This is a genomic window from Bradyrhizobium sp. Leaf396, from assembly GCF_001424605.1.
Lineage (GTDB): Bacteria > Pseudomonadota > Alphaproteobacteria > Rhizobiales > Xanthobacteraceae > Bradyrhizobium > Bradyrhizobium japonicum_C.
In genome coordinates, this window is sequence record NZ_LMQJ01000004.1 from 53,150 (window position 1) to 73,114 (window position 19,965).

The window sequence follows — 19,965 nt, forward strand, 5'->3', positions numbered from 1 at the left end:
CGGCCGGCTTTGGCGCGCCCCCGAGCTGCGATCTGCATCTTCTTAGTAACAGACGCGCACGCGGCGCCAACGCCAACCATCCCAGACGGTGCGGCGAACACACGGGCCGTAATAGACGGGTCCGTACGGTGCATAATAGGGTCCCGGTGGATAGTAGACCGGAGCCGGATAGTACGGATAGGGCCCCCAATAAGGCCCGCCCATCGCGGCACCGGCCAGGACGCCAGCGGCGAACCCGCCGACCACTCCGGCTGCGATGCGACCGTTCCGGGCCTCTGCGCTGGTCGGCATCAAAGCTGCCGTGGCAATGACGGCAACGGTCGCCAGCGCGCTCAATTTTCGTAAAGTTCGCATGATTGACTTCCTTCCGATCGTGAATGCCGGACGATAGCAACTGAGCAGCAGCCTTCGTTTGCGCGTGATCAATCTTGCGATGATCCATCGAGTAGCCGTTTCGGGCCGATGGGCGCGCCGTGTGGTGATGGCTTGGGCGATCGCTGAGGCAGACGTAACACGTGCGCCAAAGGGGCTGGGGATCACTCTTGCACCTCCTGCTCGTCAGCAAATGACCGAGCGAACTCGACCGGCTTTCCCGTCATTGCGGGTAGATCTGGCTGGTGCTTCGCAAATGCTGGCGCACCAGCACTCGATCGAGGAGCGAACGACGACCTCACCGGCGTCACCGAATATCCGCCCGCAGCGGTCGATGACGCGGCCAGATCTCGGGACGGCACTTATGCGCCTCATCATGACAAGGGCCAATCTGCCGCTGCAGCTGCTGCCCCGCACTTTGCCCTGATCCTGAGAAGCCCGCTCAAAGCGACGTGTCCAAGGATGCTGCAGGGCAAGCCCTCAATGCGTATCCCTGATGTCGATGGCGACGCAGGGCCGTATCCCCTGGTAGCACGCCGCTGCAACCCACGCGCAGCCGCAGGTTTGATGTCGTCTCGCCTCCCCGTCGTGCGACGATGAATTCTATGGCGTCGCTCGGTTTGGAGAATTCGAAATGATAGGTGTCAACACTCGCTTTTGATGCTAATTGACAGTCGTCGAGTGCCTGGCTTACCGCTTCCGAAACGAGATATTTTCTTCAAGTTTGCGCTGCATTGCCCGGAAATTCATGACGAGACTATGAATCTGCACAACCCCCCAAGCGATGGCCTCCCCGCCGCGTCCGATCTATCGGCGCTTGCGATCGACCGTAGCGCCGACTCTCGCCGTCGCAGACAACTGCGCCGCATCCTGGTCCGGGTCCTTGTGGTCGCCATGCTTGTCGGCATCGGAGTCGCAACGTGGATGTGGCGCCGGCACACGCAGATCGCGGTCGAGACGGCGGCCGTCTACTCCGTCTATCCCTCACAGGCGCTGACACTGTTGAACGCGACTGGCTACGTCGTTGCGCAACGCAAGGCGTCCGTCGCCTCGAAGGCGACAGGCCGCCTGGAATGGTTGGGTGTACTCGAAGGCAGCAAGGTGCACGAGGGCGAAGTGATCGCCCGGCTCGAGAGCAGCGATACCCAGGCGATGCGCGACCAGGCCGCCGCCAACGTGCAGGTTGCCTATGCCAACCTCGCCCAGGGGCAGGCGGAGCTCACGCAAGCGGAGATCGCGTTCAAGCGCTCCGCGGCCCTCGGCGAGAAGAACATCATAAGCGATTCGATGCGCGAAAGCGCTGAGGCACGCCTCGCCAAGGCGCGAGCAGCGTTTGCCGGGTACGAGGCCGCCATCGCCGCTGCACAGGCCAATCTCCGCGCGTCCGAAGTTGCCGTCGGCCAGACCCTGATCCGGGCGCCTTTCGACGGCGTCGTGCTCACGCGGCACGCCAACGTCGGTGATACGATCACACCGTTCTCGCAGGCGGTCGACACCAAGGGCGCGGTGGTCACCATCGCCGACATGGACTCGCTTGAAGTGGAAGCCGACGTCGCGGAGTCGTCGTACCTGAGCATCCACGTGGGGCAAGCGGTGGAGATCCAGCTGGACGCGATCCCCGGCGAGCGTTTCGAGGGTGTGGTTAACCGGATGGTACCGACGGTGGATCGCGCCAAGGCGTCTACCCTCGTGAAAATCCGGTTCGTGCACCGCGACGCGCGGATGCTTCCGGACATGAGCGCCAAGGTGGCCTTCCTCGAGCGTGAAGTAGCCGAATCAGAGCGCAAGCCGGTTCTTGCAGTGCCGATGGCGGCCGTCTTCGAGGTGGGCGGACAACAGCACCTTTATGTCATCGAGAATGGCAAGGCTCGCCTGCGGCGCGTGGATCTCGGCGCGAAGGTGGGCGACCAGATCGAGGTACGCGATCTCAAAGCCGGCACGCGCGTGGTGGTCCGACCTCTGGAAGATCTTGTTGACGGGCACGCAGTCAAGCAGGCCACGAAGTGACCGTGCTTCGCGTCTCCGACGTGCCGACCGGCGAAGACGTGCTCATCGCGCTGAGCGACGTGAGCAAGAGCTATCGGCGCGGCGCGCAGATCGTTCCGGTCCTTTCCAAACTCACATTCGACATCCGTCGCAAGGAGTTCCTCGCGCTGATGGGCCCGTCCGGGTCGGGCAAGTCCACCCTGCTCAACCTGATTGCCGGCATCGACAGTCCGGATCATGGCTCGATCACGGTGGCTGGCGAGGACATCACGCTCCTCCCGGAAGCCGACCTCGCTGACTGGCGCGCGGCGAATGTGGGCTTCATCTTCCAGTTCTATAACCTGATGCCTGTGCTCACGGCGCTGGAGAACGTGGAATTGCCTCTCACGCTCACGGGCCTCAAGCGCCGCGAACGCCGAGACCGCGCGCAACTCGCGCTCAGTCTCGTAGGCTTGAGCGATCGCGTCAAACATCTGCCTTCGGAGCTCTCGGGCGGGCAGCAGCAGCGCGTGGCGATCGCGCGGGCGATCGTCACCGACCCGACGATGCTGGTGGCCGATGAGCCGACGGGCGACCTCGACCGGCAGTCCGCGGAGGAGGTGCTCGAGATCATGCAGCGGTTGAACCGCGACATGGGCAAGACGATCGTGATGGTGACCCATGATCGCCGCGCGGCGGCGCGTGCGAAGCGCATCATGCATCTGGAGAAGGGCGATCTTTCGTATCTGGTGGAGCAGCGCCTTGAGTGAGCGCCGGTCATGAGCCAATGGCTGACGCTCGTGGCGCGCAACGTCTTGCGCCAACGGCTCCGCACGTCTCTGACGCTGGTCGGCCTCGTTGTTTCAATCCTGGCCTTTGGTGTGCTCCAGACGGTGGTCAAAACGTGGTACGCTGGCGTGGATGGCGCTGTGCCTTCGCGGCTGCTCACCCGCAACGCCGTCTCTTTCACGCTGCCGCTACCGCAGGCATATTACAAGCGCATCGGCGCTGTCGAAGGCGTGCGGCACGTCACCTACATGACCTGGTTCGGCGGCGTCTACAAGGATCCGAAGAATTTCTTTCCCCAGTTTGCGATCGATGCCGCGAGCTACTTCGATATCTTCCCCGAGATCCTCGTTTCGGACGAGGTGCGGCGCGCCTTCCTCCGCGACCGCCGCGGCGCAATTGTTGGACGCAGACTCGCCAAGCGCTTCGGCTTCAGGCCGGGCGATGTTGTTCAACTGCGCGGGACGCTTTTCCCCGGCAACTGGGAATTCGTGATCTGCGGCGTCTTCGACGGCCGAGACGCCAAAACCGACACCTCGCAGCTTTTCTTCCGTTGGGACTATTTGAACGAGACGCTACGGGTGCGCTCCAAGGCACAAGCCGACCAGGTCGGCTTCTTCGCCGTGGACGTTGGCAGCATCAATCGGGTCGCGGAAGTCAGTCAGGCGATCGACGAAGTGTTCCGAAACTCGCGCGCCGAGACACTCACCGAGACTGAGCGCGCGTTCCAGATCGGCTTCGTGAAGCAGACCGAGGCGATCCTCATCTCCATTCGCGTGGTCTCGTTCGTGGTCATCTTCATCATCCTGGCGGTCATGGCCAACACCATGGCGATGACGGCGCGCGAGCGACTCCGCGAGTATGCCACGCTGAAGGCCATTGGCTTCAGCCCCGGCTACGTCGCACGCCTGATCCTGGGAGAATCCGTCGCGATCGCATTGGTCGGCGGTGCCATCGCCATCGGGCTGACGCCCCCGGTTGCCTCGCGACTTGCCGAACTCTCCGCGACGCTCTTCCCGTCGCTGATCGTGAGCGTCAACACTGTGTTGCTTCAGGCACTTTCGGCATTGGCGGTCGGGGTCCTCGCGGCGGTCTTGCCGATGCGCCAGGCCGCCCGTGTCAGCATCGTCAACGGTCTTCGGGCGTTGGGCTGATCATGCCGTTGCTGCTCGCCTACAGCCTGCGTAACCTCTACGTCCGCAAACTCACCAATTTGCTCACCGCGGCGGGCATGGCCCTCGTGGTGTTCGTCTACGCCGCCGTGCTCATGCTCGACTCCGGACTCAAGCAGACACTCGTGGCAACCGGCGAGGAAACGAACGTCATCTTCGTACGCCGCTCTGCGGAAGTCGAGATCCAGAGCCTGATCGACCGTCGGCAGGCCAGGATCATCGAAAGCCAGCCCGAGGTCGTCATGGGAGCCGAGGGCGCACCTGTTGTCTCCAAGGAAGCGGCTGTGCTGATCGCCCAGCCCCGGCGCAAGACCAAGCAGGCAAGCAACCTCTTGATCCGGGGCGTTGGTCCAGCCGCTCTGGCCGTCCGCCCGCGGTTGCGGCTGGTCGAGGGACGCATGTTTCGTCTGGGATCGGACGAGATCATCATTGGCCGGGCGCTCGCGGGGCGTTTCGAAGACATCGAGATCGGATCCAGCCTGAAATTTGCGCACCGGGAGTGGAAGATCGTAGGCCGGTTCGACGCGGGCGGCAGCGGGTTCGATTCGGAGATCTGGGCGGACAGCGAACAGCTCATGCAGTCGTTTCGGCGAGACTTCTTCTCTTCCGTCACGGTACGGCTGGCTGATAGCTCAGGCTTCGACGCGCTCAAGGCGCGGCTCGAAGCGGACCCTCGCCTCACCATCGAGGCCAAGCGCGAGCGCGTCTTCTACGAGGAGCAGTCGCGCCTGCTCTCCGGATTCATTCAGCTTCTCGGGATCACGCTCTCGGCGATGTTCTCGCTCGGCGCGGTGATTGGCGCGACGATAACGATGTACGCTGCGGTGGCTAGCCGCATGATGGAGGTGGGGGTTCTGCGCGCACTCGGATTTCGGCGCTCGCGGATCCTCGGTGCTTTCCTCGTAGAGGCGCTGCTGCTCGCGCTCGTCGGCTGGGTCGTTGGGCTTTTGTTCGCATCGCTCATGACGCAGGTGAAGATCACGACGCTGAACTGGACCTCGCTCTCCGAGCTCGCATTCCAGTTCGTGCTGACGCCCGGCATCGTGCTGCGGTCGCTCGTCTTCGCGCTGGTGATGGGCCTCCTCGGGGGTTTTCTGCCGGCGGTACGAGCCGCCCGCATGAACATCGTCGATGCGCTGCGCGTCGCTTGAACGTTCGACAACCGTCTTGGCCGTGCGCTGTGTCGGTCGGTTCTCGTCAACTGAGCGCCCCGCACAGGCCCATATCCGCGAGTGCGTCGCGCACGATCGGTGCCAATTCGGCGCGGGTCGTCACGCGATCTTTGGCGTAGCCGGACACAGTGGCGAACAGCCGTTCGCCGACACGGTGGCACAGGATGAATAGCAGGCCGCCCAGCCGTTCGAGTTCTGCGGCTGTATAGCGCTCCAGAGGGGCAATCTGCAGAAGTGACGCCTCGCCGCAAGGGCGGTGCACGTCGAGCGGCAATTCGCCGGCGAGGCTGCATCCAACAGGCAGGTCCGCCCCGAGTGCCGCCCGCTCCAGATGACGCGCCAGCCACAGCGGCACATACGGAATCAGCGGCAGCACCGGCGACAAGTCATCACCGTGGCGGATCAGCGAGGCCAGGGCAGCCTTCATATCTCGCTGTAAAGCGCGCGGATCGTTGCGGCAGGCATCGGGATCCACCATCACGGTGATCGACCGCAGCGCGTTGCCGCGGCGGTCGCTCGAACGGCGGTCGCTGACCGGCAACACCAGCTTCACGCGCCCCGAAGCATCCACGCGGCCCATCCGGAGAGCGAGCCGTGCCGTGAAGGCCATGATCAGCGTGTTGCTCGCCACACCCAGATCCGACGTTCGCCGTTTCGACGCTGCTGCGTCCATGACCACCCACACAAGCGGCACATCCACTGCCGGCTCAAGCCGGTTGCGACTGCTTCGAGCGCTCGAACGGGACACGCCCGCCCTCCTTTTGTGCGCCCCTCGCAGGAGAGCTACCAGAGCACGCGAGACGTCGGGCAGAGTCCGCAAGCTCTCGACGCTGTCGCACGCCAGCATCACTGGAGACCATCGCCAGGATGGGGCTGGGAATCCATGGTCAAGACATCGACCCGCCACTGCGTCAGCAATGGCCTGACTTGTGGCTTGGGTGTCAGCGATCGTGTGCGAGACCAGCATCATCAGCGCGCAGCCGCCGCCCTCCAGCGGCTGGACTGCCAGTCGCCAGCCTGGTCCGTGCTCGGGATCGAGAGGCAGATCGAGCAGCTCACGTCGCAAATGGGGCAGACGCTCATCCGGGAGCGGGTCACGAAACCACGTCACCGGCCCCGACACAGGATTGGCCACCCAACGGTGCCGCCCCCATGGTAATGGCGAACGCTGCAGGAGACGTCCCAGCAATCCTCTCGTGAGGCGCTCGTTGAACTCCCTCACGGCCGCTTCATCGAGAGCGTGCGGATACAACCAGGTCAGGTGCAGCGCAGGCCCGCGCCCGAGCGCGCGCAATCCGACGAATGAACCCTGGTCCATATAGCACAACACGTCGTCTGCGCCGGGGTCGGTCGCCCCGGAGCAGCGTCGGTAGAGCTTGTTGGCAGACGAATGGCTCACGCTCAAGCCTCCACGATCTTTGCTGCGCGAAGCGACCGTCGCCCCTTGTCCTTCGGCACTTGCAGACGAATGTGGCACGACGCTGAGCGCGGCGCGTTCCCTTGAGATCACGCATCGATGATTGCGTCCAGTCCGAAGTCCGCGAGTGTCCGCGAGACCAGCAGGCGAAGTTCGTCAGGCGTGGTTTGTGTGGGTCCCAGCTGGCAGGCCTCGATGCAGAGGGAAATCGTCTGGCCGTAGCGGGAGGCAACAACCACGAGATGGCCCTGGGAGCGCTCCAGGTCTTGGCGCGTAACGTTGACATCCACAGCTCGTGTCAACACCTGGCGGCACGGCGCGCCGTCGATGCGCGCGAGCCCGTCCGGCAGCATACCAACGTCGGAACAACTCGCCGGCAGCTCACCGGCATAATTGAACAAACGGTCCACGAGCGTCTTCGCGGCGGAGCGCGGCATCCAAGCGATCGCAGGCAGGAACGAAGCCAGTGGACCGGTCTGACTTTTCCTCGCGCCGCGAACCAGTGCCTCCAGCGAGGCATTGACGGGGCGCAGGCTCGTGTCCAAGCCTGCAGGCGCGACATTCATCGTGTGGAAATCAATCGCCAGCGCCCGTTCGTCATCGAGCCCACGCCTCCGGTTTATTGGGACAAGCAGGCTGATGGCGCCGTCGGAGAGACGGCGGCGGCCCAGGCGCGATGCGAGGGACGCGACGAAGCCTGGCAGTAGCGTATTCGAGCTACCGCCAAGCCGCTGCTGGCAGACGAGCCAGGCATCCGATTCAACAGTGACCACAACCGCCGGAAGCTCCACGATCGTCGATGGCTCGTGGCCTGCCTCGGCGACTGCAGCGGCCGACCTCGACACAGGGACTGCGGACTTGTACCAGTTCGCGTGGGCGATCCGGGCGAGCGCGGCGACCGTGCGCGGAGCGTCGGCGAGGACCTGCCACGCGTCCGACACGCACCCGGACAGCCGCCCCCGGGCACCTGCAATTGCGTATGGGCTCGGGAGGCCGATGCCGTTTACGGCCGCCGCGATGGCGCGCACGGCCCCCAGCCCGTCGAGCAGCAGATGCGACCCGACCAGGCTCACGGCCGTGCTGCCGTCGTCGAACGGCTGGATGGCCATTCGCACGGCCGGACCGATCACAGGGTCGATGGGCGCGCGCGCGTGCTGGTTAGCCCAGTGCAGCAGCCGCGATCGTGGCAGCGGGTCCGCACTCTGCTCAAGCGGAATGGCTGTCACGGCCGGCTTCACCCAACGAGGCCTTCCCCACGGCAGGGGCGACGGCTCGATGAGGCGATTGAACGACAGCGCCGCGAACCGCTCCCGTGTTCGCAGTAGCGCGGCGAGGTTCACGTCACGGTCGTAGAGCCACAGGCATTGCATCAATTGGCTTCGACCCGTGGCCCTGAACAATTCGTAAGCCAGTTGGTCCAGCCAGGCGAGGCGGTGCCGCGTGTAGGCGGGGGCGCCGGGCGTGCTCGTCTCAAGCATCGAAGGACTCGCCAACGAGTTCGCAGTCAGCGAAGAGCCGTTCGACGAGCGCGCGAAGATGCTGAGCCTCCGTCACCACGCCAGGCTGATAGGCTACGAAGCTCAGGTTCAGAAAACCGGGTACGGCGCCGGCGAAGACAGTCGCAACACCTTGACGCGCCTCGATCGCGCAGCGCGGGATGGGGCGGTCGATGCCGCGAAAGCAGACTCGATCGGCCGCGCCGCCGTCGATCTGGAGCACGTCCTTCGGCAGGTCGCCCAAATTCGAACAGGTGACCGGCAGGTCGGCGAGCGCGCCAAGTGCCGCATGGTTGGCAGCCGAAGCTGCGCGTCTTGGCACAAACGGCACCAGGGGCAGCAGCGTGGCAAGTCGATTGGGTTCCCGTCTCGTCCGCAGCAGCGTAGCTAGCAGACGCCGCTGCAACGAATGCAGACCTCCGCGCAATTCGTCGACACGCAGCTTCAATGTGGCAAGCGCAACGCCGTTTCCGCCGGTGTGCGACGAACCCTCTCGCTGATTGACGGGAATCAACAAGGTCACCTCTTCGTCGCGGACACGACCGAGTGTCTGGGCAAAAGCCGCGGTTATCGCGGCCAGGAGGGTGATACGGTTTGCACCGAGGCTCTTCGCCCTGGCGTCCCAGACGGACGTGGGTACGCGCATGAAGGCTGACGGAAATACGACTGGCCGGCCATCTGCGCTAGCCTGATTCAACGCGGCGGTGCGGGACGTGGCGCGCGAGGTGTATGCTGTACGGGCCAGCTCGGCGAGCGCCTGGAGCGTTGCCGGCGCGTCCCGCACGATACGTTGCAGTTCGGCACCCAGTGTTGTCGCAGCGCGGAGCGCTGACAAGACTGCCCCTGCGGGATAGGCCGCAGGCCTTCGCTCTCCCCGCACGGCTTCGTTCACGGCTGCTGCGATGGTCAGTCCGTCCGCGATGCAGTGCGACACCACAAGCGAGACCACCGTGGAGTTGTCTGTAAAGGTTTGGATCGTCAATCTCCATGCTGGTCCGCGCACCGGATCTAGTGGAAGCGCCACCTGCGCGTCGGCCCACGCCTGCAGCTGCTCAGGGGCAAGCGGCGCCTCGACGACAGCCAGAGCGGACGAAGGTGGTGGCGCGCTGACCCATTGGTGCCGCGCGAACGGAAGCAGCGCCGGCCGGATCAGCCGCGCCAGATGTCCGTGCGCGAGATTGTCACGGAACCGTGTCAGCGCGTCCAGGTCCACAGGCCGCAGATAGCGCCACAGTACCTGAATGACCGCATGTTGCCCGAGTGAGACATGCGCGAGGTAAATTGCCTGATCCGTAAAGGACAGGAACGGCGGCGACATAGGGTGCGGGTTCTCCGGGTCAGCGATCGCATGCGTCATAGCGAAAGGCCGACATGAGCTTGCGTCGCCATCACTGCGTCGGCCGCCCGGCGGCATGCACCCGCAAAGGCTTTGACATAGCGGTGCATCGAGGCTCGGGCGGTCGCGTTGGCCGGATAAGCCACCGTAAGCGAGAGCCCGCGTTGCGTACGAAACAACCAGAGCGCAACCTGCGCGGCCATGCCTTGGTTAATATAAACGCGCCCATTCGCCTCATGCCATTCGCGCGCAATGTGCGCACTGAGCGGAGGAACGTTCGCATCCATATACGACAGCATGACGCCACCCGTGGCGACGGACCGTACCGCCGGCAGCCCGGCGGCCAGTTCGAGCACGAGCTCGATCGGCACGTTGGCAAGGCAAAGCCGTTCGTCAAAGTTGCGTTGGGCAATGAGGGCAAGTTCGGAAAACGTCAGCTCTTGCACCTCGAAGTCGATGGGCACCACGCCAACGCACCAGCCGGTCGTCCTGAACGCCTGTGGCGATATTCGCGTCGTCGTTGGAGTGACGACGCTGTAGCGCGACCGCCCTGTCATTTCCCGTTCGGTTAGGGCCGCGCAGGCCAAGAGGCCGCCGATTGCCCGCGCGCCGGAAGCATGGCACGCGGACTCGAACGCGGCCATGGCATCATCATCGAAGATGTCGATGTGCACGTACTCGGCCTGATAGCGATCCTCCATCACACCGAGCGGCAACGCGAAAGAGGGCATCCGCCCGCTGTTCCGGTGCAGGAACGCGATCCACTGCTCCACCTCGGGATCCGACAACGTTGTCACGGCGGCCCGCTGGCGCTGACTGGTGCAGTAATCCAGATAGCTGCCCGGCCGTCCGAGTTGAAGCGGCGTCTCCCCGTCGAGCACAGCGCGATACGCCAAGCGGATCTCTGTCATCAGGAACGCGATGACGGTCGCGTCGCCGTGCAAATGGTCAATGCTTGCGAAGCAAGTGAAGCCATTGGTGCGTTGGAGAATGCCGAAGCGAAAGCAATCCCATGCGAACGGTGTCGGGGTTGCGATGATGTGCTTCTGCCAATCCTTAGCGCTCACCTCGCCGAGCGTCGAACACTCCATCTGAATGGCCGCAGGATCGGTCAGTACGTGTCTTACGATCGCTTTGCCGCGCTCCTCGAACCAGCTGTGATAAGTGTCGTGCCTGCGCAGATGCGCGGTCACCACATGGGTCATCGCCCTGAGGTCACATCGCCCGGGTTCATCCCACACAACCACGAGCAGGCGCGCCATCGCCTCTTGCCGCTGCTCGCACGCACGGAAAGCACGCAGATGCTGTTCCTGTTCGTAGCTCGGCAAGGCGGGCGACACCGGCGCGCGTTTGGCGCTTTCTATCGAGGCCGCAGAGGGACACCAGAGAGTCAGCGTCGCAGGAGGCCCTGACCAGTCATGCAGCGGACTCAGATCAGTCACCGGCATCTGCTCCGGCTGGCTGCAATTCTCGCATCGCCTTGCTCAACGTGTCGGCCAGAGCACGCACGGTCGTCACCTCCACGGCGCGCAGCCGGACGCCGGTGTCGGATTCGAGTGCCACCAGCAATTGGAGCGTCCCCAGCGAATCGAGGCCGTAGTCAAAGAATGAGCGGTCGGGATTCACCGTGCGGCGCAAGATGACACCGAGATGCTCGATGATCAGACGCCGCAACAGGGCCGGCCTCTCATCGAGCGGTGCGCGTCTCAGCTCCGCGCGCAGGCGGCGCGCCGGATCGTCCGCGACCGCCGGAGCTTGCGACAAGGCCACAGCGAACGGGCTTCGCGCCGATAGCGACGTCAGCCACGGCGCGCCGCCAAGATCGACATATGCGGCATAGCCGCGGTCGTGCCGCAGCAGCGTCTCGAATGCATAAGCGCCATCGCGTGGGTCAATCATTCGCACATCGCCGCGGGCCGAGAGATGCGCACCCGCGCCGACGTCCGCCCACGCGGCCCAGGCAATTGCCGACGACGGCAGGCCCTGCGCGCGCCGCCACTGCGTGAAGGTGTCAAGCCAACTGTTGGCGGCAGCGTAGGCGGACTGCCCCGGCGAACCAAAGAGCGCTGCGAGCGACGAGAAACAGCAAAACCAGTCGAGCTGTCGCTTCAAGGTTGCCTGATGCAAATGCCAGGCGCCATCCACCTTCGGCGCCCAATTCCGATACAGCCTCTCCTCGGTGACGGAGGGAAGGATACCGTCTGCGACGACGGCTGCGCCGTGCAGGACACCGCGCAGCGAGAGGCCTGTCGCAGTGGCAGCTTCGACAAGGCGCCGCGCGGTCGATGGAGCCGCGATATCCGCACTTATCACCTCGACCTCGGTGCCCCGCGCTCTCATCCCGGCCAACACGCTCGCAGCCGCGTCCGTCGGCCTGGAACGCGCATTGAGGATCACGCGGCCAGCCCCGGCAGCGGACATCGCGTCGGCGATCAGCAGGCCGAGCCCGCCCAGGCCGCCGGTGACGATGTAAGCGCCATCGCTCTTGAACGGCGTGAAGCGCTTCGGCACCTCTGCCACGCGGTAATGGCCGGTCCTTGGAACCGAGAGCACGAGCTTGCCGATGTGACCGGCGCCGCTGACAACGCGAATGGCGCGAGCCGCGTCGGCGAGAGGATAGGCAGCGATGTCTGGCAGGATCCGCCGCTCCTCTCCGGCAAGACGCATGACGCGCGACAGCAATGCCTGCACGCGAGCCGGAGCAGTCATACACATCTGCGCCAGGTCGACCGCGAAGAACGACAGGTTGCGCTTAAACGGAGACAGCTCGACCCACGTGCCCCCATAGATGTCCTTCTTGCCGATCTCGATGAAGCGCCCGCCCGGGGCGAGAAGCTCCAGGCCGGCGCGCTGCGACGCGCCAGTGAGCGAGTTGAGGACGATGTCCACGCCGTAACCCGCCGTGTCTTGCCGGATCTGCTCGGCGAATGCCACGGTTCGGGAGTCGTACACGTGGCCGATGCCGTTGGCGCGCAGCAGTTCTCGCCGCGCCTCGGAGCCCGCGGTCGCGAATATCTCTGCACCGGCCGCGCGCGCAATGGCCACAGCCGCCTGCCCGACTCCACCGGTCGCCGAGTGAATGAGCACCTTGTCGCCGGGACCGATCCGCGCCAGATCCTTGAGGCCGTACCACGCTGTCGCGGTTGTGGCGAGAATGGCGGCGGCTTCGGCATCGGTGAGCGTGCGGGGTATCGCAGCGAGCAGCCGCGCATCGCAAGTGACATACGTGGCCCAAGCTCCCCCGCAGCAGAGCCCGGCCACTCGGTCGCCGACGCGAAACGGCGAAAGGCCCGGCCCGACGGCGGTGACGATGCCGGCAAAGTCCAGGCCGAGATCCTGCGCGCGACCACCGACCGTGGGATAGCGACCAAGGGCAACGAGCACGTCGGCGAAATTGACACTGGTGGCATGGACGGCCACCTCCACCTCGCCCGCGTCCGGCGCGCGCCGCTCGAACGCGGCCATCTCAAGGGTCTGGAGGTCACCCGGCACGCGGATCTCCAGGCGAAGACCATCGCGCGCCGCGTCCCGGTCCACCATGCGGCGATCAGCATGACCAAGCGGACTTCGCTGCAGCCGTGCGACATATGCGCTCGCCCCGCGCAGCGCCGTTTCGTCTTCCTTCGAGCCGCTCAGCAATTGACGCTGAATCAGTGACAGGTCCGCTCGAAGGTCCACGTCGATCTGGGTGGGATGGAGTGCGGGAAACTCGGCGCCGACGGCCCGCAGACACCCACGCACACCGGCGTGCGCGAGTTGGACGGTGTCGTCCGGCAGTACGCGTTGGGCCATGCAGGTGATGACGAAGAGGCGAGGCCGCCGCTCGCACTCCATCAACGCCTTGGTCACGTGCAGCAGGCTGCTTATGTTGGCTCGACCCGCGTCCGGAGACGCTGGCTCGCGGCTGCGCGGCAATACCACAGCCACGGCCGCAGGGCGATGCTGATGCAGAACATCTTCGATCTGCTCGCGCCACATGCCTCCCTTCCCGGCCCCGGCGCTGCTGAGGATGAGAGTCTTGAACCCTTGCTCGCGCAGGCTTCCCTCCAGCCTCATCGTCAACTGGTGTCCGGAATCATCGGCGTCGAGCAGCAACCAGGCGCCATCGCCCGGCTGGACCTTGGCACGGGGGATATCCCATGGCTCCCAGACGACGTCGAGCAGGCGCGAGTTGCAGGCCACGGCGTCAGCGTGCTGTCCGGCCGCACCGCTACCCATTGCCAACCCATCGACACTGAGCAGCACGCGCCCGGAGGCATCGAGCAGATCAATGTCCACCTCGACGTGCAGCGCGTCCATCGCGACAAAGCGAGTGATGCAGTGCGCGGCGTCAGCGTCTGGGTGGTGGAGCCGCAGACTTCTCACCGAGAGCGGCAGTAGCGGACGCCCGTTTGTCCCCGAAACGACCTGAGCGAAAGCGCCAACGGACTGGAAGCACGCGTCGAGCAGCACGGGATGTACTGTGTAGCCGCGCGCGCCCGTTCGGAGCGACGCCGGGAGCCGAAGATCTGCAAAGAGCGAGGCGCCGTCGGCAGATAGCGCCAGGCTGGTGCCCAATGCGCGAAATGATGGTCCGAACTGGATGCGCTGCGAGTCGAACCATCGCCACACTTCATCGGCGGCAACAGGCCCGGCGTGAGCGGCGCGCAGCGCGGCGATGTCGTAAGCTGGAGCCGAGTCTGCAGAGGCACCTGCAAAGAGCCGAGCCCTTGCATGGACCTGCGCTCCGCTGTCTGCCCGGCTCTCGAGCCTGAAGTTCAACTCACCGGGCCGATCCAGCACTGCTGTACAGACGACCGGCATCGACGGCTCCAACCGGAGCGCGTGGTCAAACGTCATCGCCTGCACTTCGACAAGCGATGTACCAAAGGCCATGCGTGCGGCGGCAAGCGCCATCTCGCAGAAGCCAGCGCCCGGGAGAAGCGGCACTTCGTTCACCCGGTGGTCCGCAAGCCAGGGGTGGGCATTGAGCCCAACCTCGGACGACCAGATGTGGCGTTCCGGTTCCTCGTGCAGCGTGCGGTGGACATTCAGAAGCGGATGCGTTGACAGAAGGTGATGCGCACCTGCGGTTGGCACAGCCGGCGCAAGGAACAGGGGATAATGCGTCCAGGCCGGCAGCGGGAGATCGAGCAGTGGGCCATCCGGATACATGGCACCGAAATCGATCGCCGCGCCCGCGACGTAGATGGCGCCAACCAGATCGAGAAGCCCGTTGCGCATGGGCTCGGCGCGCGTCATCGACGGAAGCGCGCGGACGGCGAAGTCCATCGCGGCAGCATTCTCCAACACCGCGCGGGTCACGATCGGATGCGGCGATAGCTCGACGAATACGCGGTGTCCGTCTTCGAGCACCGCGTGCACGGCGGGACGAAAGCGCACTGAATGCCGAAGGTTGTCGACCCAGTAAGCGCCATCGCAGACGGGGGATTCGCGCGGATCAAGCAGGACCGTGGAGTACATCGGCGTCTGCGGCTTGTTCGCAGTCACTCCCGCGAGGCGCTCCGACAATTGCGCAAGGATCGGCTCGACGTGGAAGGTATGAGAAGCCACATCGACCGCGACCTCACGGGCGAACAGGCCTTCGGCCTGCCAAGCAGCGACGAGACGTTGCACGGCTTCGACAGAGCCCCCGACGACGGTGGATGCCGGAGCCGCCAGTACCGCGACCTCCACGTCATTGACCAGCCGGCGCGCCAGATCTTCGCGGACCGCTGCAGGCGCCAGCCCGACGACTGCCATTGCACCGGAGCCAGCGAGCGTCTGGCACAGCATTGCGCGATGACAGATCACCTTTACGCCATCTTCGAGCGAGAGTGCGCCAGCCACGACTGCGGCCGACACTTCGCCCATCGAATGGCCGATCACTGCGGACGGCGCCACACCCTGGGCCTTCAGGGACGCGGCCATCGCGACCTGCACGGCGAAAATGGCGGGCTGGACTCGTTCGATTCCGGAGAGTTGTCCGGGCTGCCGTAGAGTATCGGTCACGGAGAAGCCGCTGACGGCTTGAATCAGAGGCTCAATGGCGGCAATCACATCGGCGAAGACCGCGTCGACATCGAGCAGCGCCGCTCCCATCGTGTCCCATTGCGAGCCGTGTCCAGAGAACACGAAGACGGGCCCGCGGCCGTTGTCATCGACCCACTCCGCATCGATAGAGGCATCGCCTGCGAGCCCATGCAATTGCCCAGTCAGATCGTCGAGCGTTTTCGCAATGAGCGCGTGCCGGACCGGCCTGTGCCCTCGTCTGCACGCCAGGGTTCGCGCGACGTCACTCGGGCCGTGACTGCCGGCGGTCGCGTCTAGCCAGGACGCAAGACGGCCGGCCGACGCGCGAAGCGCCGCTGGCGAGGTGGAAGAAATTGGAAACAGCCACGGCCGTTCGCCTGTTCTACGGCTCTCCAGCGGAAGGGGTGAATCCGCTGCCTGAGGAGCCTGTTCGAGCACCACATGCACATTCGTGCCGGACATGCCGTAAGACGATACGGCTGCACGGCGGAGTCCGTCCGCACCGGTCGAGGGCCAGGGCGCGGTATCCGTCGGGACGAAGAGCCGCGTCTCGATCGTCTGGAGATGCGCGGGCAGCCGATGAAAGTGAAGTGATCGCGGTACGACGCCGTGCGCGAGCGCGAGCGTCGTTTTGATCAGGCCCAGGACGCCCGCCGCCGATTCCGCATGGCCGAGGTTGCTCTTGAGCGACCCCAGTGCGCAGGGCGCCTGTCGTCCATACTGCGTGGAGAGGCTGTGGAACTCCTCGGTGTCGCCCACAGGCGTACCGGTGCCATGCGCCTCGATCATTCCGACGGACGAGGGGTCAACCTGCGCTTCGGAAAGGGCACGATCGATCACCGCGACCTGCGCCGCGCGGGACGGTGCCAGTATGTTGTGCGTGCGTCCGTCCTGGTTGACGGCGCTGCCGCGGATAACGGCAAGCACGCGGTCGTTGTCGCGAAGCGCGTCGATCAGCAGCTTCAGCATCACGACGCCGCAGCCCTCGGCGCGCACGAAGCCATCGGCGCGCTCGTCGAACGCGTGACACCGGCCTGTCGGCGACAGCATGCCGAGTCCCGATGCCGAGGCGTATGTTGCGGGCGAGAACATCAACATTGCCCCGCCGGCAAACGCAATGTGGCACTCGCGCGCAAGCAGGCTCCGCCGAGCCGCATGCACGGCGACGAGGCTGGACGAGCAGGCCGTGTCCATGGTGATCGCCGGGCCCGTGAGGCCCATCGCATGGGCCACCCGCCCCGACGCCATGCTGAAGGGCGTGCCCGTGAAAGCGTAGGCCTGGCCCAGCGCGCCCGCGTCGCGCGTGACCTGCATGTAGTCCTGATGCGAAAGGCCGAAGAACACGCCCGCGTCGGTCCCGCACAGGCACCGCGGATCGCGACCAGAATGTTCGGCGGCCTCCCAGGTGACCTCAAGCAACAGCCGGTGCTGGGGGTCCATGGCGAGAGCCTCAGGTTCGCCGATGCCGAAGAAGCGATGGTCGAAGCCCGATGGGTCGTCCAGGAACGCGCCCCAGCGTGAGACCGAGCTGCCCGGCAGCCCCGCCACGGGCACGTAGTAGTCGTCGGCATTCCAGCGCTGCTGCGGGATATCAGTAACAAGATCGCTGCCCGCCAGGAGCGCGCTCCAGAAGGCGGCCGGCGAGCCGATATGTCCCGGTAGTCTGCAGCCAATGCCGACAACAGCAATCGCAGTCACAATCGAGACCTTTTTTCCGGAGAATGTTTTCGATCCAAATGCAGTACTAAACTATTGATCCTCCCATCAAACGTCTAGCACACCGGTCGCTAGAGGTCAGAAAGCAAGACAATCGGCACAGCACGTGGATGGTCGCACGACGCGACTTACGATCTCGCTTCCGCACTCTGCACGACCATGCCGCTCCGGCAGCGTCATTTCCATGAATGGAGTCGCTATGCTCGCCGCCTGTCGTCAGGCCTTGTCATTCCGGTGACCGCCCTCCGGCGTTCTGCTGGATGATTGCGCCTGCAAGTTTCGGGACAAGCGAACGGCGGTCGGTGCCGCCAGGAGCACACGGCATCCGGGCGAAAGATGTGGGCGGCCTGCAGCAGTGCTCCCCAGCCAGGATGGGTGTCGCGAGTGATTGCAGGCGGGGCGAGCAATCTGGCTGGGGCGGGAGGGATCGAACCTCCGAATGGCGGAATCAAAATCCGCTGCCTTACCGCTTGGCTACGCCCCATCAGGCGACTGTGGGAATGGCGGAAGATAGCGCTACCGCGGATTCTCTCCAGTCGCAGCCGGTCTATAGGGAGCGGGGCGGCATTTCAACCGCCTGGAGGCGTAAAATAGCGCAGGCGCGGGATTGGTTGCGCCCGCCCTTCCGTCGCGTCCCAAGCTGTCGTTCCCGGCCACCCCGCCCCGACCATTGAGACCGCCTTCGTTTCGTGAGAATACGGCGCCAAACATCTGCCCTCGGGAGTGAGCCATGACCTACCGCGCGCCTATTTCTGACATGCTGCTGTCGCTCAACCATGGCGCCGGCCTGAAGGCCGCCGTGGAGGCCGGCCATTACGGCGATTTCGACGCCGACCTTGCGGCCGCCGTGCTGGAAGAAGCCGGCAAATTCGCATCCGACGTGCTGGCGCCCCTCAACAAGGTCGGCGACGAGCACGGTATCAAGCTCGAGGGCGGCAAGGTCACGACCGCGCCGGGCTGGCCTGACGCCTACAAGCGCTGGACCGAGGGCGGCTGGAACGCGGTGTCCGGCCCGGAAGGTTTCGGAGGCCAGGGCCTGCCGCTGGCGATCAACGCCGCCTGTACCGAGATCTGGAGCGCCGCCAACGTCGCTTTCGGTCTCTGCCCGCTGCTGACGGCCTCGGCGATCGAGGCGCTGGACGCGCATGGTAGCTACGAGCTGAAAAGAATCTATCTCGGAAAGCTCGTCTCCGGCGAATGGACCGGCACGATGCAGCTGACCGAGCCGCAGGCCGGCTCCGACGTGGGCGCGCTGCGCACCCGCGCCGAAAAGCAGGCCGACGGCACCTATCGCCTCAAGGGAACTAAGATCTTCATCACCTATGGCGAGCACGACATGACCGACAACATCGTGCATTTCGTGCTCGCGCGCCTGCCCGATGCGCCGGCAGGCACCAAGGGGATCTCGCTGTTCCTGGTGCCGAAGTTCATGGTGAATGCGGACGGCTCGCTCGGGCAGCGCAACGACATCTATGCGAGCGGCGTCGAGCACAAGCTCGGCATGCATGCCTCGCCGACCTGCACCATGACCATGGGCGATCATGGCGGCGCCATCGGTTTCCTCATCGGCGAAGAGAATCAGGGCATGCGCTGCATGTTCACGATGATGAACCAGGCCCGCCTCGGCGTCGGCCTCGAAGGCGTCGGCGTTGCCGACCGCGCCTATCAGCAGGCGCTGTCGTACGCGCAGGAGCGCAGGCAGGGCCGCGCGGTCGGCAGGAAGGGCGACGGCTCGGACGCGATCTTCGTCCATCCCGACGTCAAGCGCATGCTGATGCGGATGCGGGCGCAGACCGCTGCGGCGCGCACGATCTGCTATGCGACCGCGGTCGCGATCGACGTCTCGACCCGCGCCAAGGACGCGAAGGTGCGCGCAGATGCGGCAGCACGCGCGGCACTGCTCACGCCGATGGCCAAGGCCTATTCCACCGACATCGGCAACGAGGTCGCCTATCTCGGCGTGCAGGTGCATGGCGGCATGGGCTTCATCGAGGAGACCGGCGCGGCCCAGCACTATCGCGACGCCCGCATCACCGCGATCTACGAGGGCACCAACGGCATCCAGGCGATCGACCTCGTCACGCGCAAGCTGGCGGCCAATGGCGGCGCGTCTGTGTGGGCGCTGCTCGACGAGCTCTCGGCAACCGTCAGCCAGGTCGAGGCCTCCAACGATCCCGGTTTCGGCACGACGGGCGCCAAGCTGCGCGAGGCGATCGATGCGCTCACACGGACCAGCAAATGGCTGCTGGAGCGCGTTGCCTCCGCACCGAACGAGGCGCTCGCCGGCGCGACGCCCTATTTGCAGCAGTTCGGCTCGACGCTCGGCGGCTGCCTGCTGGCCTCCGAAGCGCTTGCCGCAAAGGCCGACGGCAACGCGGACGCTGCGCGCCATGTCGCGCTCGCGCGCTTCTTTGCCGAGAACATCGCGGTGCAAGCGGGAGCGCTCGAGCGCACCGTGACGGAGAGCGCGGAGTCGGTCGCGTCGGCGGATGCGGTGCTACTGGGGGTGAGCGGCTGAACG

The 19,965-nt window shown here is 65.2% G+C and carries 11 protein-coding genes and 1 tRNA gene; 5 read left to right on the plus strand and 7 right to left on the minus strand.

Annotated elements, in window-relative coordinates:
• Window positions 1-42: 42 nt before the first annotated feature.
• Window positions 43-354 carry a hypothetical protein gene (locus tag ASG57_RS36495; protein ID WP_156402577.1) on the minus strand — a complete coding sequence of 104 codons (312 nt, stop codon included), beginning with the start codon at window positions 352-354 and terminating at the stop codon, window positions 43-45.
• A 777-nt stretch (window positions 355-1,131) separates the two neighbouring features.
• Between ASG57_RS36495 and ASG57_RS05150 the strand changes: the two genes are divergently transcribed.
• The 4 genes from ASG57_RS05150 to ASG57_RS05165 are packed head-to-tail and all read left to right on the plus strand — an operon-like array spanning window position 1,132 to window position 5,446.
• Window positions 1,132-2,379, plus strand: a complete 1,248-nt coding sequence (locus ASG57_RS05150; protein WP_057195793.1) for an efflux RND transporter periplasmic adaptor subunit — start codon at window positions 1,132-1,134, stop codon at window positions 2,377-2,379.
• A gap of 20 nt (window positions 2,380-2,399) precedes the next feature.
• Entirely contained in the window at window positions 2,400-3,107 is a 708-nt protein-coding gene (locus ASG57_RS05155) for an ABC transporter ATP-binding protein (protein WP_028145931.1), read from the plus strand.
• Between the two features lie 9 nt (window positions 3,108-3,116).
• The gene (locus tag ASG57_RS05160) at window positions 3,117-4,277 is read left to right on the plus strand and encodes an ABC transporter permease (protein ID WP_024340259.1); all 1,161 of its coding nucleotides are present in this window, start codon (window positions 3,117-3,119) and stop codon (window positions 4,275-4,277) included.
• Between the two features lie 2 nt (window positions 4,278-4,279).
• Entirely contained in the window at window positions 4,280-5,446 is a 1,167-nt protein-coding gene (locus tag ASG57_RS05165; RefSeq protein WP_024340260.1) for an ABC transporter permease, read from the plus strand.
• A 46-nt stretch (window positions 5,447-5,492) separates the two neighbouring features.
• Here ASG57_RS05165 and ASG57_RS36500 read toward each other — a convergent pair whose 3' ends face one another.
• From ASG57_RS36500 to ASG57_RS05195, 6 genes are all read right to left on the minus strand, one after another.
• A complete protein-coding gene (locus ASG57_RS36500; RefSeq protein ID WP_155248510.1) occupies window positions 5,493-6,215 on the minus strand; it encodes a hypothetical protein in 723 nt (240 codons plus the stop codon).
• A gap of 758 nt (window positions 6,216-6,973) precedes the next feature.
• Complete coding sequence (locus ASG57_RS05175) at window positions 6,974-8,362, minus strand: hypothetical protein (RefSeq protein WP_057195794.1); 1,389 nt, start codon at window positions 8,360-8,362, stop codon at window positions 6,974-6,976.
• Window positions 8,355-9,698 (minus strand): amino acid adenylation domain-containing protein, encoded by a 1,344-nt coding sequence (locus ASG57_RS05180; RefSeq protein ID WP_057195795.1) that lies wholly within the window; start codon window positions 9,696-9,698, stop codon window positions 8,355-8,357. The genes ASG57_RS05175 and ASG57_RS05180 overlap by 8 nt, the downstream gene beginning before the upstream one ends.
• A 35-nt stretch (window positions 9,699-9,733) precedes the next feature.
• Window positions 9,734-11,158, minus strand: a complete 1,425-nt coding sequence (locus ASG57_RS05185; RefSeq protein ID WP_162250037.1) for a condensation domain-containing protein — start codon at window positions 11,156-11,158, stop codon at window positions 9,734-9,736.
• Window positions 11,151-17,426 (minus strand): sulfolipid-1 biosynthesis phthioceranic/hydroxyphthioceranic acid synthase, encoded by a 6,276-nt coding sequence (pks2, locus tag ASG57_RS05190; RefSeq protein WP_200948532.1) that lies wholly within the window; start codon window positions 17,424-17,426, stop codon window positions 11,151-11,153. Before pks2 ends, ASG57_RS05185 begins: the two co-directional genes overlap by 8 nt.
• 427 nt (window positions 17,427-17,853) lie before the next feature.
• Window positions 17,854-17,928, minus strand: a tRNA-Gln gene (locus tag ASG57_RS05195).
• Window positions 17,929-18,174: 246 nt separating this feature from the next.
• Between ASG57_RS05195 and ASG57_RS05200 the strand changes: the two genes are divergently transcribed.
• Window positions 18,175-19,962, plus strand: a complete 1,788-nt coding sequence (locus tag ASG57_RS05200) for an acyl-CoA dehydrogenase family protein (protein ID WP_057195798.1) — start codon at window positions 18,175-18,177, stop codon at window positions 19,960-19,962.
• Window positions 19,963-19,965: the final 3 nt, after the last annotated feature.

Coding starts and splice junctions, on each gene's coding strand:
- ASG57_RS36495 (WP_156402577.1), bottom strand. CDS start 354: ATGCGAACTTTACGAAAATTGAGCGCGCTGGCGACCGTTGCCGTCATT.
- ASG57_RS05150 (WP_057195793.1), top strand. CDS start 1,132: ATGAATCTGCACAACCCCCCAAGCGATGGCCTCCCCGCCGCGTCCGAT.
- ASG57_RS05160 (WP_024340259.1), top strand. CDS start 3,117: ATGAGCCAATGGCTGACGCTCGTGGCGCGCAACGTCTTGCGCCAACGG.
- ASG57_RS05165 (WP_024340260.1), top strand. CDS start 4,280: ATGCCGTTGCTGCTCGCCTACAGCCTGCGTAACCTCTACGTCCGCAAA.
- ASG57_RS05175 (WP_057195794.1), bottom strand. CDS start 8,362: ATGCTTGAGACGAGCACGCCCGGCGCCCCCGCCTACACGCGGCACCGC.
- ASG57_RS05180 (WP_057195795.1), bottom strand. CDS start 9,698: ATGTCGCCGCCGTTCCTGTCCTTTACGGATCAGGCAATTTACCTCGCG.
- ASG57_RS05200 (WP_057195798.1), top strand. CDS start 18,175: ATGACCTACCGCGCGCCTATTTCTGACATGCTGCTGTCGCTCAACCAT.